This is a genomic window from Bacillus sp. SRI_025 (assembly GCF_057592095.1).
In genome coordinates, this window is sequence record NZ_JBYEGB010000007.1 from 159397 (window position 1) to 176306 (window position 16910).

At 40.4% G+C, this 16910-nt stretch carries 17 protein-coding genes; 6 read left to right on the forward strand and 11 right to left on the reverse strand.

The annotated features are described in order from the left end of the window. Positions 1-3 precede the first annotated feature (3 nt). Together AC20OE_RS17550 and AC20OE_RS17555 are read left to right on the forward strand one after the other, a co-directional pair. A complete protein-coding gene (locus AC20OE_RS17550; protein WP_487269069.1) occupies positions 4-219 on the forward strand; it encodes a DUF255 domain-containing protein in 216 nt (71 codons plus the stop codon). Between the two features lie 159 nt (positions 220-378). Continuing rightward, positions 379-1104, forward strand: coding sequence for a PmeII family type II restriction endonuclease (locus AC20OE_RS17555; protein ID WP_059374494.1), 726 nt, complete (start codon positions 379-381; stop codon positions 1102-1104). A gap of 61 nt (positions 1105-1165) precedes the next feature. Here AC20OE_RS17555 and AC20OE_RS17560 read toward each other — a convergent pair whose 3' ends face one another. Then, complete coding sequence (locus tag AC20OE_RS17560) at positions 1166-2470, reverse strand: DNA cytosine methyltransferase (RefSeq protein ID WP_059374514.1); 1305 nt, start codon at positions 2468-2470, stop codon at positions 1166-1168. A gap of 256 nt (positions 2471-2726) precedes the next feature. On the opposite strand from AC20OE_RS17560, the gene AC20OE_RS17565 reads away from it, so the two are divergent. From AC20OE_RS17565 to AC20OE_RS17580, 4 genes are all read left to right on the forward strand, one after another. Further along, positions 2727-4790, forward strand: a complete 2064-nt coding sequence (locus tag AC20OE_RS17565) for a thioredoxin domain-containing protein (protein ID WP_487269060.1) — start codon at positions 2727-2729, stop codon at positions 4788-4790. 152 nt (positions 4791-4942) lie between these two features. Next, on the forward strand, positions 4943-5713 hold the full coding sequence (locus tag AC20OE_RS17570) for a SurA N-terminal domain-containing protein (protein WP_058837217.1): 771 nt from the start codon (positions 4943-4945) through the stop codon (positions 5711-5713). 224 nt (positions 5714-5937) lie between these two features. Continuing rightward, entirely contained in the window at positions 5938-7272 is a 1335-nt protein-coding gene (gene glpT / locus AC20OE_RS17575; protein ID WP_041088787.1) for a glycerol-3-phosphate transporter, read from the forward strand. A 92-nt stretch (positions 7273-7364) separates the two neighbouring features. Next, positions 7365-8246, forward strand: a complete 882-nt coding sequence (locus AC20OE_RS17580; protein WP_058837216.1) for a glycerophosphodiester phosphodiesterase — start codon at positions 7365-7367, stop codon at positions 8244-8246. Between the two features lie 39 nt (positions 8247-8285). Here the strand turns inward: AC20OE_RS17580 and AC20OE_RS17585 are convergent, their stop codons facing one another. From AC20OE_RS17585 to AC20OE_RS17630, 10 genes are all read right to left on the reverse strand, one after another. Further along, complete coding sequence (locus AC20OE_RS17585) at positions 8286-9674, reverse strand: amino acid permease (RefSeq protein WP_058837215.1); 1389 nt, start codon at positions 9672-9674, stop codon at positions 8286-8288. A 286-nt stretch (positions 9675-9960) separates the two neighbouring features. Continuing rightward, positions 9961-10566: an ABC-2 transporter permease gene (locus AC20OE_RS17590; protein ID WP_058837211.1), complete on the reverse strand. Its 606-nt coding sequence runs from the start codon at positions 10564-10566 to the stop codon at positions 9961-9963. Beyond that, positions 10550-11425 carry an ABC transporter ATP-binding protein gene (locus AC20OE_RS17595; RefSeq protein ID WP_059374488.1) on the reverse strand — a complete coding sequence of 292 codons (876 nt, stop codon included), beginning with the start codon at positions 11423-11425 and terminating at the stop codon, positions 10550-10552. Before AC20OE_RS17595 ends, AC20OE_RS17590 begins: the two co-directional genes overlap by 17 nt. A 5-nt stretch (positions 11426-11430) precedes the next feature. After that, positions 11431-11802 (reverse strand): GntR family transcriptional regulator, encoded by a 372-nt coding sequence (locus AC20OE_RS17600; protein WP_059374486.1) that lies wholly within the window; start codon positions 11800-11802, stop codon positions 11431-11433. Positions 11803-11956: 154 nt separating this feature from the next. Continuing rightward, positions 11957-13084: a DUF418 domain-containing protein gene (locus tag AC20OE_RS17605; RefSeq protein WP_059374485.1), complete on the reverse strand. Its 1128-nt coding sequence runs from the start codon at positions 13082-13084 to the stop codon at positions 11957-11959. 152 nt (positions 13085-13236) lie between these two features. Further along, on the reverse strand, positions 13237-13431 hold the full coding sequence (locus AC20OE_RS17610) for a hypothetical protein (RefSeq protein WP_059374483.1): 195 nt from the start codon (positions 13429-13431) through the stop codon (positions 13237-13239). A gap of 157 nt (positions 13432-13588) precedes the next feature. Beyond that, entirely contained in the window at positions 13589-14104 is a 516-nt protein-coding gene (locus AC20OE_RS17615; protein ID WP_198457156.1) for a HEAT repeat domain-containing protein, read from the reverse strand. A gap of 19 nt (positions 14105-14123) precedes the next feature. Further along, a complete protein-coding gene (skfF, locus tag AC20OE_RS17620) occupies positions 14124-15545 on the reverse strand; it encodes a sporulation killing factor system integral membrane protein (protein WP_487269061.1) in 1422 nt (473 codons plus the stop codon). Next, the gene (locus AC20OE_RS17625; protein WP_487269062.1) at positions 15538-16260 is read right to left on the reverse strand and encodes an ABC transporter ATP-binding protein; all 723 of its coding nucleotides are present in this window, start codon (positions 16258-16260) and stop codon (positions 15538-15540) included. Before AC20OE_RS17625 ends, skfF begins: the two co-directional genes overlap by 8 nt. A 201-nt stretch (positions 16261-16461) precedes the next feature. After that, a complete protein-coding gene (locus AC20OE_RS17630) occupies positions 16462-16860 on the reverse strand; it encodes a RidA family protein (protein ID WP_487269063.1) in 399 nt (132 codons plus the stop codon). Between the last annotated feature and the right edge of the window lie 50 nt (positions 16861-16910).

The following is a 16910-nucleotide window of genomic DNA, read 5'->3' on the forward strand; positions in this document are numbered from 1 at the left end:
CCCCTGCCAAACAACCAAACACCCAACCCGCTCATCCATGAAAAATCACCGTATCTCCTTCAGCACGCTCACACCCCAGTACACTGGTACCCGTGGGGGCAAGAAGCATTCGATAAAGCCAAACGTGAAAATAAACCAGTGCTTGTCAGTATTGGTTACGCTACTTGTCACTGGTGCCTTAACAGACACACCACTAGATTTAATTTAAAACGCATCTAACACATCTTTTTCCTCGTCAAACTTTCAAAATCTTGATTCTCCATTTACATACCAAATATTAAAATAAGTATTTGAACAGAATGATACATAATTGGTTAATTTTACAGATAGTGCAAAAGACCCTATAATAGAAGTGTCAAAGAGAAAAGGGGGAGAGTAATGAATACACAACATCCAGATGATATTATTGAGAAAGCAAAAGATTTTTTTAGAAACGAAATAGCAAAAAGTCATCTTGCGAACACTTTAAAGTTGAAAGAATTGAAACATTTATCACTGAATCCATTTTTAGATAAGTACAGAGCTAACTTTTTAGCAGGGAATGATGATCCGAAAAACATTGCAAGAGCATTAGTTTATCCAAGAGTATTAGGCACATCTTTAAACACAACATTTGGAAACAAGTTGCAGAAATTCTGTAGTGAAGTCTTGGATGGTTTCGCCTCAACTACATCTGGAATTGATATTGAATTCATTGATAAGTTAGACGGCAATAGAAAGTACTGTCAAATAAAGGCTGGCCCCAACACAATTAATGCTGACGATGTTCCAACTATTAAAAATCACTTTTTAGGGATTAAAAATCTTGCTCGAACAAATAATTTAAGTATTGGATTTAATGACCTTGTTGTAGGTGTTTTTTATGGTTCCGATGATAAATTAAGTGGTCACTACAAAAAAATCAAAGAAGAATATCCAGTAATTGTAGGTGCCGAATTTTGGTATAGACTTACAGGTGAAGAAAACTTCTATAAGCGATTAACTGATGCAATAGGAGAAATTGCATCAGAGTTTGATGGATCAAAACATATAGAAGAAGTAATTGATAGTCTAGCCAAACAAATAGAAGAGGAATTAAAAGAACAAGAGTCTTTGGAAGAATAGTAATGAAAACAGGGATGTAAAGTTTTCATCCCTGTTAATTTCCACAGAAAAAGCAGAATGATCATGTTAGCTGATTTAGTGTGCTAATTATAGATAAACCAATAGCTTGAGCCATATTTACTGGAACGGCATTCCCAATTTGCTTATAAGCATTGTTTGTTGAACAATCAAAATTCCATGAGTCAGGGAAACTTTGTATTCTAGCATATTCTCTTACTGTAAATGGTCTGGTTTCATCTGGATGACATCTTTCTGTTTGTTTTTGTGCGGGAGAGCAAGTTAATGTTAGAGAAGGCTCATCCCAAGATAATCTTCTAGCCATCCCCGTTCTTCCACCACCTGAGTAATAACTTTTTCCCATGTATTCTTTCGCTATTTCGTCAGGGAGATCTCTCCAGTAGCCACCAGGAGGGACGAGATCTAAAACTCTTTTTTTCGATTCTGGATATTTTGCTCCCTCAGATTCTGGAACATTTTTTAGAACATCCTTTAATGTAAGCTCATATCCATAAGGTTGAGGGAAGAAATAATTCGCCTCGTATTTCTCTACTAAATCATTTCTAATACCAACTAATACTATTCTTTCCCTCTTCTGTGCTACATCATAATCTAATGCTCTTAAAACTTTCCATTTTACTGTGTAACCAATATCAGAGAATACTTTTAACATAAGAGCTAAAGTTCGACCATTATCATGATTAACTAACCCTCTTACATTTTCAGCTAAGAACATTTTCGGAAGTAACTGTTTTAAAACTTGGGCATAGTAATAAAACATTGTACCTCTCGCATCGGATAACCCCATTTTCTTTCCTGCATAACTAAATGCTTGACAAGGATAACCTCCTGATAGTAAGTCTAATTCTCCAATTGGAACATTTACAAAGTTTTTCATCCCTTCTTCAGCAACATCAATGATATCCTTCTCAATAACATTCCAATGAGGTCTATTTTTTCTCAAAGTTTGACAAGCATATTTATCAAACTCAACAAGACCTCTAGATTTAAATCCAGCTTGTTCTAGTCCTAATGCTAACCCACCAGCTCCAGCAAAAAGTTCTACTACTGAATAATCTTTATTAGCTTTAATATCTCTTATATCTAAAAACTCATTTCCTTCAAAACTTGAAACATTTACTTCCTCATCTATATTAGAATCTATTAAATTATCCGTTCCATCTAGTGATAACTCCATTTGTTCAGAATCAATAATTTCTTCAAAATTCACATCTAATATTTCACATAATTTTAAAGCATTTGACTTTATAGGATTGAAATTAGGTGACAACAGCATAGAAAGCTGATTTTTACTAATTCCTAGCTGCTCTGCTAATTGTTTTTGAGTTGAAATTCCATGTTTTTTCATATGTAATCTAACTTTATTTTTACTTATAGTATACAATTGAATAACCCTCCAATAGAGTTAAAAAAATATTTAACTTTTATAGGGTTATTATGATCGATTTTTAACTTTAAGTCAATAAAACAAATTTAAAACTATTACGGTTTTTATTTGGTGTATAGCATCTTGTTGTATGGGAAAAAAACCTGAATATCATATACATCACTGTGTTACTTTAGAATATGATAAATTTAACAAAGTATTGAAAGAAGGTGATCCCATGCCCACTAACAATAAACCCAATAGATTAATCGCTGAGAAGTCTCCTTATTTACTTCAGCACGCTCACAACCCAGTACACTGGTACCCGTGGGGGCAAGAAGCCTTTGACAAAGCCAAGCGTGAAAATAAACCTGTGCTTGTCAGCATCGGTTACGCCACTTGCCACTGGTGCCACGTCATGGCACACGAAAGCTTTGAAGATCAACAAGTCGCTGACATCTTAAATGAGCATTTTATTTCAATCAAAGTCGATCGTGAAGAGCGTCCAGATATCGACTCTATGTATATGTCTGTTTGTCAGATGATGACGGGGCAAGGCGGCTGGCCGTTGAATGTGTTTGTCACGCCGGATCAAAAGCCTTTTTATGCGGGAACGTACTTTCCAAAGAGAAGTGCATACGGGCGGCCTGGCTTCATCGAGGCACTGACACAATTGCTGGATGCGTACCATAACGACCGAGATCATATTGAATCATTGGCAGAGAAGGCAACAAATAACCTGCGGATCAAAGCAGCCGGGCAGACAGAAAATACGCTGTCTCAAGAGGCAATTCACAAAGCCTATTATCAGCTCATGAGCAGCTTTGATACGCTGTATGGCGGCTTCGGCTCCGCGCCGAAATTTCCTGCACCTCATATGCTGTCATTTCTGATGCGCTATTACGAATGGACAGAGCAGGAGAACGCATTATATGCAGTCACGAAAACGTTAGACGGCATGGCAAATGGCGGTATATACGACCATATTGGGTCGGGCTTTTCTCGTTATTCGACGGATGAAAAATGGCTGGTGCCTCATTTTGAAAAGATGCTGTATGATAACGCCTTGCTGCTGGAAGCTTACACAGAAGCGTATCAGCTCACCTCAAAACCTGAGTATGAAAAGCTTGTCCGACGTCTGATTCAATTTATTAAACAAGATATGATGAATCCAGGAGGCTCCTTTTATTCAGCGATAGATGCAGATTCTGAAGGGAAAGAAGGACAATATTACGTCTGGTCAAAGGATGAAATTATCACTCATTTAGGAGAGGAGCTTGGCGCTTTATTTTGCGAAGTCTATCACATCACAGAAGAGGGGAATTTTGAAGGGGAGAACATCCCTCATACCATTTCCACCTCTTTTGAGGACATCAAAACCTCTTTTTCAATTGATGACCATACACTTCACTCTAAGCTGCAAGAAGCCCGACACATTTTACAATCAGTCAGACAGCAGCGACCCGCGCCGCTTGTAGATGACAAAGTGCTCACATCTTGGAATGCGCTGATGATCGCAGCTCTCGCCAAAGCAGGAAGGGTCTTTGATGCAGAGGAAACGATCCTTATGGCGCAGCAGGCAATGTCTTTTCTAGAAACACATCTTGTTCAACATGAGCGGCTTATGGTCCGCTACAGAGAAGGTGACGTGAAGCATCTCGGCTTTATAGAGGATTATGCGCATATGCTAAAAACGTATATGTCTTTATATGAAGCGACCTTTGAATTAGATTGGCTGGAAAAAGCCACAGCCATTGCGGAGAACATGTTTGAGCTGTTTTGGGACAAGGAAAAAGGGGGCTTTTTCTTCTCAGGTTCAGATGCGGAAGCGCTCCTCGTTCGAGAAAAAGAAGTGTACGACGGTGCCATGCCTTCTGGTAACAGCACCGCACTCCACCAGCTTCTGAAGCTAAGCAGAATGACTGGACGTCAAGACTGGCTGAAAACATTAGAACAGATGTTCAAAGCCTTTTATGTCGATGTCTCTTCCTACCCAAGCGGACACACAGCGTTTCTGCAAGGGCTCTTGAGTCAATATGCGGCAAAAAGAGAAATCATCATTCTTGGGAAAAACGGAGATCCGGAAAAAGAACGGTTTTTACAGGCGCTTCGGAAACGATTTATGCCATTTGATATCATTTTGACAGCCGAAACAGGAAATGACTTAGCCAAGCTCGCACCATTTGCAAAAGATTACAAAACAATCGACGGCAGCACCACCGTGTATATTTGTGAAAACTACAGCTGCCGCCAGCCGATCACCCAAATCGACGAAGTGATGGAACAGTTATTCCACGATTAAGTTTGTCATATGATGACTATCAGAAGACAAAATGAGGACAAACAGATAAAAAACATGTCAATCCGCTAACAAATTGTCTGTACGGTTTTATTTTTCCTAAAAAACGGTTAGAATGCGCACTAGACGTTCTCATACCGAAAGGAGAGAAAATGATGAAAAAGGTATCATATACACTCATCGCTTGTCTGTTATCTGTTGGGCTTGCAGCCTGCTCGTCTAACGATGCCAAACAAGATAAGCAAAACGATGCAGCCAAAAACAAGGAAACAACACAGGCTGATCAAAAAGAGCAGCAAAAGCAAATGGAAGAAATGCAAAAGAAATTAGACGCACAAAAAATCGATGATCAAAAGGTCGTTGCGACCGTCAACAAAGACAAAATCACAGGCAGTGAATACAATAGCGCCTTATCTACCATCCAAGGCCAGCTTCAGCAGTCCGGGCAAGACCCAACTTCTAAAGAAGGCGAGAAAGCAGTCAAGAAACAAACCATTGATGCGCTCGTAGGCCAAGAGCTCATCCTGCAAGATGCTGAGAAGAAGGGCTTCAAAGCCTCTGACAAAGAAGTAGATAAGCAGCTAAAGGAAGAAAAGAAACAGTTTAAAGACAACGCTCAATTCGAAGAAGCACTGAAAAAGAGCGGACTTACATTGGATCAGCTGAAAAGTGACATTGCCGACAGCATCAAGTACAGCCAATATGTCGACAAACAAATCAAATCAGCCTCCGTCTCTGAGAAAGACGTCAAAGCGTACTATGACCAATACGCAGACCAAATGAAAAAACAAAAGCAAAAAGCACCAGAATACAAAGAGGTTAAATCACAAATTAAAAAACAGCTAGAATCTCAAGAAAAGCAGAAAGAAGTACAAAAAGAAATTGAAAAGCTAAAGAAATCTGCGAAAATTAATGTGTCTCTGTAACAGCTAAGAAAAAATCCGCCATTGTGCGGATTTTTTTGTTACTTCACGAACAATTTTTCCAAATTTATGACAAAAGCCTCATCATAAACGTCTCTTTCATCCGATATGATGGGAGTACAAAAGAAAGCGCTAACAATTCTTTTGTCTCTGAAAAGGTACAGGATCAAAAGCCATTCTCGTACTTTTGCTTCAGTCAATCGGACATCTACAAAAGGAGGATCTTTATGTTCAAATGGTTTAAACCTGCTCCGCATATCGACAGGCTTGATGATGCCAAAACAGACGAGACGTATAAGCGGCTGCGGCTGCAAGTCTTTCTAGGCATCTTTATCGGGTATGCGGGCTACTATTTGCTGCGCAAAAATTTCGCTTTTGCCATTCCATATCTACAGGAAGAGGGGTTCACGAAAAGTGAATTAGGCTTTGTACTCGCAGCCGTATCCATTGCTTATGGCTTTAGTAAATTCATCATGGGGATGATCTCAGACCGCTGTAACCCCAGATACTTTTTAGCTGCCGGACTCTTTTTATCAGCTCTTATCAATATCCTATTTGTCTCATTTCCGTGGGTCACATCCAGTGTATGGATCATGTTTTTGTTCATGTTCTTAAATGGCTGGTTTCAAGGCATGGGGTGGCCGCCATGCGGACGTACGATGGCACACTGGTTTTCGGTTAGTGAACGTGGTACGAAAATGTCCATTTGGAATGTCGCTCACAATATCGGCGGGGGGATTCTTGCACCGCTTATCACATTAGGAATTGTGCTGTTTGCGACGTGGAAAAGTATCTTTTTCTTCCCTGCCATCATTGCCATTATCGTCTCCTTCGTGATCATTCTTCTCGTACGGGATACCCCGCAATCCACTGGTCTTCCGCCAATCGAGGAATATCGAAATGACTATCCGGCACAAAAATATGAGGATCAAGAAAAAGAATTAACAGTGAAAGAGATTTTATTTAAATATGTACTCAACAATAAATTCCTATGGTATATCGCCATTGCCAACGTGTTTGTGTACTTCGTCCGTTACGGTGTTGTTGACTGGGCGCCGACCTACTTAACAGAAGCGAAGGGCTTTTCACCAGAGCATTCACGCTGGTCTTATTTTCTTTATGAATATGCAGGCATCCCCGGTACATTATTGTGCGGATGGATTAGTGACCGCTTCTTTAGAAGCCGCCGCGCACCAGCTGGCGTCATCTTTATGGTCGGGGTGTTAATTGCCGTTCTCGTTTACTGGCTAAATCCTGCTGGCAATCCAATGGTCGATAACATTGCCCTCATCAGCATCGGCTTTTTGATTTACGGACCGGTCATGCTCATTGGACTTCAAGCCATTGATCTCGCTCCGAAAAAAGCAGCTGGCACTGCTGCCGGACTGACAGGCTTCTTCGGCTACATTGGCGGCTCTGCCTTTGCCAATGCCATGATGGGTGTCGTCGTCGATCACTATGACTGGACAGGAGGCTTCATTTTACTGGTTGGTTCTTGTGTGCTTGCAATTGTTTTCCTCGCGATGACATGGAATACAGGAAAACGCGTAGAGCAAGCTTAATGAAAATCACATAAAAGATTCATATCCGCCCAACATGCTCTTTACATCTATTTCTTATGATGAAGGCAGTTACCGTAAAAGGAGGTTAAAATATGAAGAAAAGTAGATTACTTGCTTTCGTGTTGCTCTCTTTTGCTTTACTGTCTTTTGCGTGGGTGCCGGCCACCATATCGGCTCATGAACATCTTTTATCTCCAGATCGCATCTTAACCGTTGCACACCGCGGAGCATCAGGGTATGCACCAGAGCATACCCTGGCTTCCTACAAACTCGCCACAAAGATGAATGCAGATTACCTCGAACTCGATCTTCAAATGACAAAGGATGGACATCTCATCGTGATGCACGACGAAACCGTTGACCGGACCACAAACGGAACAGGGTGGGTCAAAGACCTCACACTTGCCGAAATCAAACAGCTTGATGCCGGGACGTGGTTTAACGAAGCCAATCCCGACAGACAAAATGCCAACTATATCGGACAGAGAGTCCTTACATTAGATGAGGTGCTGCGCTATTTCGGAAAACGAGAGAATTATTATATTGAAACAAAAAAACCAGACCTTTATCCGCAAATGGAAGAAAAACTATTGGCCGCCTTAAAGAAACATCATCTTCTTGGAAAACACACAAGAAAAGGGCAGGTTATCATACAATCCTTTAGTCAAGACAGCCTGCTAAAGCTGCAGAAATTAGCTCCACGCCTGCCAAAAGTACAGCTATTAGACAGAGCCCAAATGACATCCATCACAGACGATCAGCTCGACTTTATTAAAACGTACGCCGTGGGAGTCGGACCGAATTTTAGAGCTTTAACACCTGAAAACGTCCAGCAGGTCAGAAGCCACAGACTCCTCCTTCATCCATATACGGTCAACAGCGAAGCAGACATGACACGTCTTCTGCAATACGGCGTCACCGGTCTTTTCACCAACTATCCAGATGTCTTTCAGCGTGTCAAAGCTTCTCTGTAAACGACAAAAGCCTCGCGGTCCACTCCGCAAGGCTTTTGATTATTTCATCGTTTGATCAGAAGAAGCTGTTTCAATCGGTTTTCGTTTCCCAATTCCAAATACAAAAAAGCTAAGCGCCACTAAAATCAAGAACCCAATTGCTACAATAAGAGAAATACGCGTATCCTGATTAATGAGCATAAACACAAGTACCATTACTAAGAATCCAATTGTAAGATAGTTAGAAAACGGTGCTAACGGCATCTTGAACGGATGCTTTTCAAGCGCTGCCCCTTTCGCCTTTCTGAAGCCAATATGACTAATCAAAATGACAAACCAAGGCACCATCCCAGGAAGAACACTCGCACTATACACATAGACGAAAATGTTTGGCGGAGAAACATAATTCAGAACAACTCCTATCGCTAAACCAATCAGCACAGCGAATGTCCCAAAATACGGTACACCATTTTTCGAAATTTTTGTAAAGAAAGCAGGCGCCTGACCATTTACACCTAATGTATAAAGCATACGGCCCGCACTGAAAATACCACTATTACAGCCTGACATCGCTGCTGTAATCACAACAAAGTTAATAATACCAGCCGCTGCTGTAATTCCGATCTTCGCAAACGTCGCCACAAATGGACTGCCAAGCGTATTCAGCTGATCCCACGGATACACAGTCACAATGACAAAGATCGCACCGATATAGAAAATCAAAATACGCCAGATGATACTTTTGATGGCATTGGTCAGCGTCTTTTCTGGATTTTGTGCTTCACCTGCTGTAATCCCAATCAGCTCAACACCCTGGTAGGCAGCAATGACGAGCGACAATGCAAACAAGAACCCGGTAAATCCACCTGTAAAGAACCCGCCGTGCGCCCACAGATTAGACAAGCCAATAGGCGTCCCGCCATTTCCAAATCCGAAGAAAATAATGCCTAGACCTGCAACAATCATCAAGATAATCGTCACAATTTTGATCATCGCAAACCAAAATTCAAATTCACCGAACGACTTAACCGAAATCAAGTTGGCCGCTCCTAAAATGATCATCGCAATTAACCCTGGAATCCACGCAGGCAGCTCTGGGAACCAATATTTCATATAAGCCCCAACAGCAATAATTTCAGACATTCCGACAATGACCCACTGGAACCAGTTACTCCAAGCCGTCATATACCCTGCAAGCGGATGAATATATTGATGCCCGAATGTAGCAAACGACCCTGTACTCGGCTCAAGATATAACATTTCTCCCATCGCTCGCATAATAAAAAAGATAAAAATACCACACACTGCGTACGCTAGAAGAACCGATGGACCTGTCCATTGAATGGCCTTCGCTGACCCCATAAATAAGCCAACACCGATTGTGCCGCCAAGAGCAATCATTTGAATATGGCGGGCACTTAACCCTCTCTTTAATTCCTTTTGAGCCACTTTTCTTCCCCCTCATCAACAAACAACATAAAAAATAAAAATCAGAATTTTCATTCTGATTGAGAAACATCAATCTTTCGATGTATATTATCATAATAAATCTACCCTTAAAAAACAATTGTTTTTTTGAGGAAAACACTATTAACAAAATATTCTGACATAAAAAGAGTTTCAAATTGTTTTATATTGATATAATCAATAACCAGAAAAATCTTCAAAAAAAGACCGCTCACACGGTCTTCTAAGCTCAAATTGTAAATTTATAGGAAAATCGGCAATTGCTTTCCTAAAACACTTTCCTCTGGTAAATCGCAGTAGAAAGCCCCCAAGACAGCAGGTAGAAAAGCATAATCAGCACAGCTGACCCCGTATATAAAATAGGGATCGATAAATTCATAATAAAATCAGTGATCCCACTGAATTGCTCTGCTAAATAGAGAACAACAGGTGGTCCCATAGCAGATAATACGATAAAGCCAATGATCACTGCCGTTGTGATATAACCAGGCTTTAAGATATAAAACAATGGAAACGTACACGCCGCGAACAATAAAAACAACCCGCTGCCAATCGCAATATCTGACAGCGAAAACAGCTTCCCAAACACAAATAATGCAGCACTTGTCAGCACGATCGCAATACTCATATAGAAAATGGCGCCAAGATAACGTGATGCGATAATTTCTTTACGTGTATAAGGCAAGGAGTTTAATAGAATATTCGTTTCTGCCTTTTCATCATACGCATATGTGTTAAATGGAATGAAGACACTAGCAACTAGAAACGTCAATACTGGATGGACATCCATGAAAATAAAAAATAAGATAAACGGAATAAAAATAAGTAACTGCTTCTTTTGCAAAATCACATCACGCTTAATTAAATGAAACATGCGCAACCCCGCCTTTCAAATAAAACATGATATCCTCAAGCGACGCCGGTTCAATCACAACAGCATCCCCAAAAATGAGTTTCACTTCATCAATCCGATCGGTTAATGCTTCAAATCCGGCTGCTGTACGCTGGATATGGACAAAGGCCTTTTCTGTGTCTCGATCCAATAACTCTAGGCTTCCTTTCACAAGCGCATAACTTTCTGCCACTTCATGAATCGACTGTTGAAACACCAATCTTCCATTTTGTATAAACGCAATATAATCCGCAATCCGGTCTAAATCAGTCGTCACATGCGTCGAGAAAAAGATCGTCCGATTTCCATCAATCATCAATTCTTGTAACGTGCTGAGCAGCTCTCTTCTAAAAACCGGATCTAAACCAGCAGTTGGCTCATCCATGATAATCAGCTCTGCATGATGTGACAGCGCAATCGCAAGCGACGCCTTCATCTGCATCCCTTTTGAAAATGTTTTGATCGCTTTATTCAGCGGCAGACCAAACTGCTCAATATATTGATCAAAAAGCCGGTCATCCCAGCGTTTATAGGCAGGTGCTACAATTCGTTTGATATCCTTTAAATTCAATCCTGGGAAAAAAACGTTAGCATCGTAAACAAAGCCGATTCGTTCCTTAATCTCTTTTTCATGAGTATGATAATCCAATCCAAAAACCTTGATGTCACCTGAATCGGGTTTTAACAAATTCATGATCATTTTAATGGTGGTCGACTTACCCGCTCCATTCTCTCCAATAAACCCTGTAACAAATCCTTTCTTAACCTGTAAATCGAGATTCTGAACTGAAAAATCCTTGAATCGTTTCGAAACTCCTTTGAATTCAATCACATGCTCCACTCATCTCACTCCTCATATAAGAACTTTAATAACTGCTGCAATTCATCAAAAGATAATCCTAGTTCTTTCCCGTTTGTGACAACCGCTCCAAGCTGTTCCTCGATCACCTTCAATTTCTTCTCTTTCATCACTTCTACGTTTTGTTCCGCAACAAATGATCCCTTGCCTACAATTGAATAAATAAATCCTGCCTTCTCTAACTCTTCATACGCTCGCTTTGTTGTAATCACGCTAATTTGTAGATCCTTCGCCAGCTTGCGAATAGATGGCAGTGCTGCGCCTTCTGCAAGCTCACCCGTTAAAATCATCGATTTGATTTGATTCGTAATTTGCTCATAGATGGGCTCCTTAGAATGGTTTGAAATCGTAATTTGCATATAAAAACCTCTTTTTTCAGATAGTTGGAACGAAATAATGTATATATACTATATATACATTATATACACACTAGAAGAATATTCAACCATTTTAAAATAAAATACACGAAAAAACCGCACAGCCTGAAGCCATGCGGTTCTTTAACAAAATGCTTTATTTCCAATATACCCATTTTCCCATAAGCCACTCCACAGGACCTCTTCTCCATTTTTTCAAATAGAGATAGCTGATGAACAGCTGTGCTGTGTACAGTCCGACAGCAAGAAGCAGCCCAAACATTGACCCCAATTGTCCAAATAGACCAAGTCCATAAGAATAGAAAATCGTTGTACAAATAATCGACTGTGCTAAATAGTTTGATAGAGACAAACGGCCAAGCCCTGCAAGCAGACGTTTCAACCCTTGTGCAGCCTTTGAATAGTAAAAAACAATAAAGGCTTGAATATAACCGATCGTCAGGACATAGGCTCCTAACGTCAACACCATTTCACTCCAAGGAGCATCAATAAACGTCGCACATTTTAAAGCAAGACCGATGATAATCATCCAAACCCAGCCTTTACGATAAGACATGCCTCGATCTTCTTTTGTCAAATGACCCTTTTTCCCGATCGCCATGCCAAGCAGTGCAAATGGACCGATCATGATAGGAGCATAGAGAAGACTTAAAATTGGTGTCATAGTAAGTGTTACAATTGCCATAATGATGGAGACGATTACCATATCATCTTCAATTGTAATCCGGCTCAATACAATATCGCCATATGTACCAGTCCCATATACATTCGTTAATAAATCAGGATTTCCGTAAATAAAATTCATTAGAGATGGATAAATCACTAAAGATAAGGCACCTAAAATACCCGACCATATAAACACTGTTTTGATTCGGCTGTTTATAAACATCATTAGGAAAAACGTACAAGCTCCATAATAGAGAAGAATGTCGCCACTCCAAATGAAGATTAAATGCAGCATTCCAAGCACAATCAGACCAAAACCACGGCGAACGACAATGGCATTCGTATTTAGCCCCTTGGCCTTCGTCGATTCAATCAGCTTGATAAAAGAATACCCAAACAAAAAGGAAAAGATCGGATAAAAAGACCCCTGGAACAAAATTTCCGTCACATATACACCGAATTCCTGCCCCCAAAAACTCGAATCAAACATTTTCTCAAAATCATAATCATATTGAAAATTAAGCATATTCACGATCAAAATACCTAATAAACTAAAACCACGTAAACTATCAATAAACTCAACCCTAGATCCCTTCAACTCGACAGCTCCTTCGGACAATATAAAGATAAAGCATATTTATCCTACCACAGTTTCAATAAATTGGTTCATATACCCATGTGAAAAAGTGTGTTTTAAGGTAAATTTAATAAAAAACCTAGAATATACATTCTAGGTTTCATACTGAATAATTATGACTTATGACTTTCTTCTTTCCGCAGCATTCGCTTCAAATAAAACAACATTCCCAAACCGAATAAAATCAACGCCATTTCCCAGTCTGCAGAAATCGGCAACCATTTCAGCATCATTAAAATCAGCAAAACCGCTCCAACACCTGCGAAAAAAATGACGTTTCTTTTTAATTCTTTGTTTGATTGAAACAACACTCTCTCCTCCTTGATACTTACTAACCAAATGAATGTTTTTCTAACCAGCCGGTATCTCCCTTTTTCCAAGCTATTCATTGACTCTAAAAACTCCTTTGATCTTAAGGGCACATCCAAGGAAGATGCTCAGGCCAGTTGAGTTTCTGCGTTCCCACTATTCATCCCCCTTATCTTTTAGCTGAAAGGCGATGATTTTTCCTAATGCTTCCTCTGCAGCAAAAGGAGTAACGCTGCCTGTTGGATTTTCTTGTTCTTGTTTTAAGCACTCGTACATGTTTTTTTCAATTTTTGATGGATCAATCCAAGAGATACACCATGATGCCCAGAAACAAGTAGGTCCCTCATAACGTTTAGCAAGTGGCAGAAGAAATGGCAAGCTAGGTTGCCCAATCCTCATGAGTGACATGGCAGCGGCCATTCTTGTATCTTCTTCGTCACTTTCTAATAGCCGAGCTAGCGGTTCTGCTGCGTCCCCCGCATATGCTCCAAATTCACCAAGTACAGCTGCTGCAATGTTCCGCAGAGAGCCTTTTTCTTTTAAAGCTTCAACAAGCACGGGCACTGCATCTTTTCCTGATTTTCTCAACTCCCCCATTGCTTGAACGATCGTTACTTCATTTGTATTGGCCAATTGTTGAACGGATTGAGACAGCTTATTTTCTGGTTTCATTTACAATCAACTCCTCTTTTTAATGAACCGCACGGTATCGATAACAAAGCACATAAAATCCAGCTCCAGCCACTAGGGATACAATTGTAGTCAACAAGCCATCATTGATGAGATGAATGCTAATTATGACCATAGCACTGATCACAGACGCAAATACCAATGATCGATAATAGGCGGCCAAAGCAAAACTCCTTTCTCTTCTCAGAGGCTGCATAAAGGCAAAGAGCCGTATGGCCAAAAACCATATATAAACTCCTCCACCAAATAAGGTCCAATACAAAACATCCTGAATCTCAACCAAATAAAGAGAAATCAAGTAGAAAGCATACAGCCAAAAGGTTTGAAACACCTCTAACAGAATGATTTTTTGATATAAAACGCCTGGAAAAAGGTAAAGCGCTCCTGTTTGCGCATGTCTTACAATCCCTGCATAATATGAACTAAAAAGAACAGATACCGCGATGACGATCAAGAATAGATTCAGCCAATCTGAAAAATAAGTAAAGACAACATAGTAAGTACCAATTAACAGCATAGTAGATAGTACATGGAAAATCATATACTTTTTTATCAGCAATAATTCAATCCAAAGAAAAGTCCAAACGCCCGTTAATGCTGGAAGTCCCCACCATGTCCTGCTCTTTTTTTGAACGATTGGACTTGATTGAATATGTTTCCCCTCAAATTCCTCCCAAAATACTGCTTCTTTGACTAAAGACTCCTTCATTTCTAAACGATGACTAGCCTTGTACATCATCATGAAAGATAGAAACATCACTCCAATAAAAATGACGACAGAAAGAATGGAGAACTCTTCGATCATACGCCCAGCTTGAAACATCAAAGAATCAGCAATGTTCATTAATGAGGGCTGTTTCATCATCAACTGATTCAAAGCGAGCACTGCAAAGCAGCAAAACATCAATAAAAAACTGATTAAGAGCAAACGCTTGTATACTCGAATGCTTCTAGCACAAGACATCGCAATCATCCAAGTTTCAACCAAACATAACAGCCCTGTCAGGATGAGTGATTTTCCAAGCAGAAACGGGTACTGATGCGTCATAAAAAACAGAAGTAGATCCGCAGCCACAGCAGAGACAATAAGAAGTGCCCCTCGCCAAAAAATGTGATACAACCATACACTGATGACAACTGTCCATAGAGAAGCGCCATTTCCATATAACCAAATGATATCGTTCATTTGACTAGGCAGCCGATTTGTAAACAAGCCAAACCCCGTATAGAGAACAAACAAACAGACAATGATCCACCCAGCTGCAACCGCATTCCAATCACCCATACTTGAAACTGCGCTTAGCTGAAAACCAATTGCCGCAATGAAAAGAAGTGAGATCAGAAAAGGCATTTTCTTTTCTTGATTTTTATTGATAAAGCGCCTTTGAGATTTCATCCATAAAAGGGAGAGTGTGTTATTCACTTGACCACTCCCCCAGAAGTTGAATGACTTCTGCCCTCCACTCAGCCTGTTCTTCCTTTAATTGAGGAACATCCATACTCTTCATGATGGCACCATCTCGAATCAATACAACCCTGCTAGCCGTATCAAGGACAAACTCCAGACTATGAGTCGACACGAAGATCGACCCACCTTGACTACTTTTTTGTCTCAGCCAATCCGACAGCCACTGTTTTGATGGAATATCTAACCCGACAGTCGGTTCATCTAATATAAAAAGGGAGGCATCTTGAACAATGGCTCCTGCTAAGACGACACGCTGCTTTTGACCTCTTGACAGCCTTCCGCACAGTTCATTCATCTTTTTTTCCATATGTACTTCTTTCAACGCTCCATATACCTTTTCCTTGATCTGTTTTAAGCCTTTATGATATCCACGTGCACGGAATTGAACATGTTCAGCAACCGTTAGGTCTGGATACAAATAGGGGTGATCAGGAATAAGCGCGACTTGTTTTTGAACATGGGAATGATCAGGCGGGAAACCCTCTATGAGAATTTCCCCTCCATCTGGTTTATATAGACCCGTTAAACATCGAATCGTTGTCGTCTTCCCGGCACCATTAGGCCCAAGCAGTGCCACAACCTCACCTGCTTCGATGGAAAACGACAAATCCTCTATCCCATCACCATTGCTATATCGTTTGCTTACATTCTGAACCTCCATGAATGGCATCAAATCTCTCCCTTTGATTAGAGTGATGTATGCTTATCTATGGTGTGTTAAAAATCAAAAACGAATGTCATTAGACCCACTAATCATTAACCCTAATATTACCATATAGAGAATAACAAGGTAATAGGAATGAGGTAATCTATTCTATATACAACGGGAAAATAAAAAAGATTGGGTTGCAGTATCCCAATCTTTTATCTATTAACCCAAAACCATCTCCTGACACGCCCAAGCATCCACCTCTACCTTTAAAGCAGGAGATGCCAATGCCACCACATAAATCATCGTCATACAAGGCAGATGATCGCCTAAAAACTGCCCCATGATTTGTTTCCTGCTCTCAGCATCGAACTCTCCTACGAGATAAAATACTAATTTCGTTATATCTTCCACAGCCATATCTGCCGCTTCTACGTTTCGCTTCACATTCTCTAACGCTAGTTCGAGCTGCGCCAACGGGCTCTCGGGAATTGTCCCATCCGCTTCCATCCCCACTTGACCTGATAGGGTTAACCACCGCTGAGGTCCTGTTGTTTCTATTTGATGGGTATATGGTGCGGCTGGCGGATGAATGGTCTCAGGATTACGTGATGTTCTCATTGATAAAAACCCCTTTTCTGAAAATACAGTCAATTTTTATCATCATATCA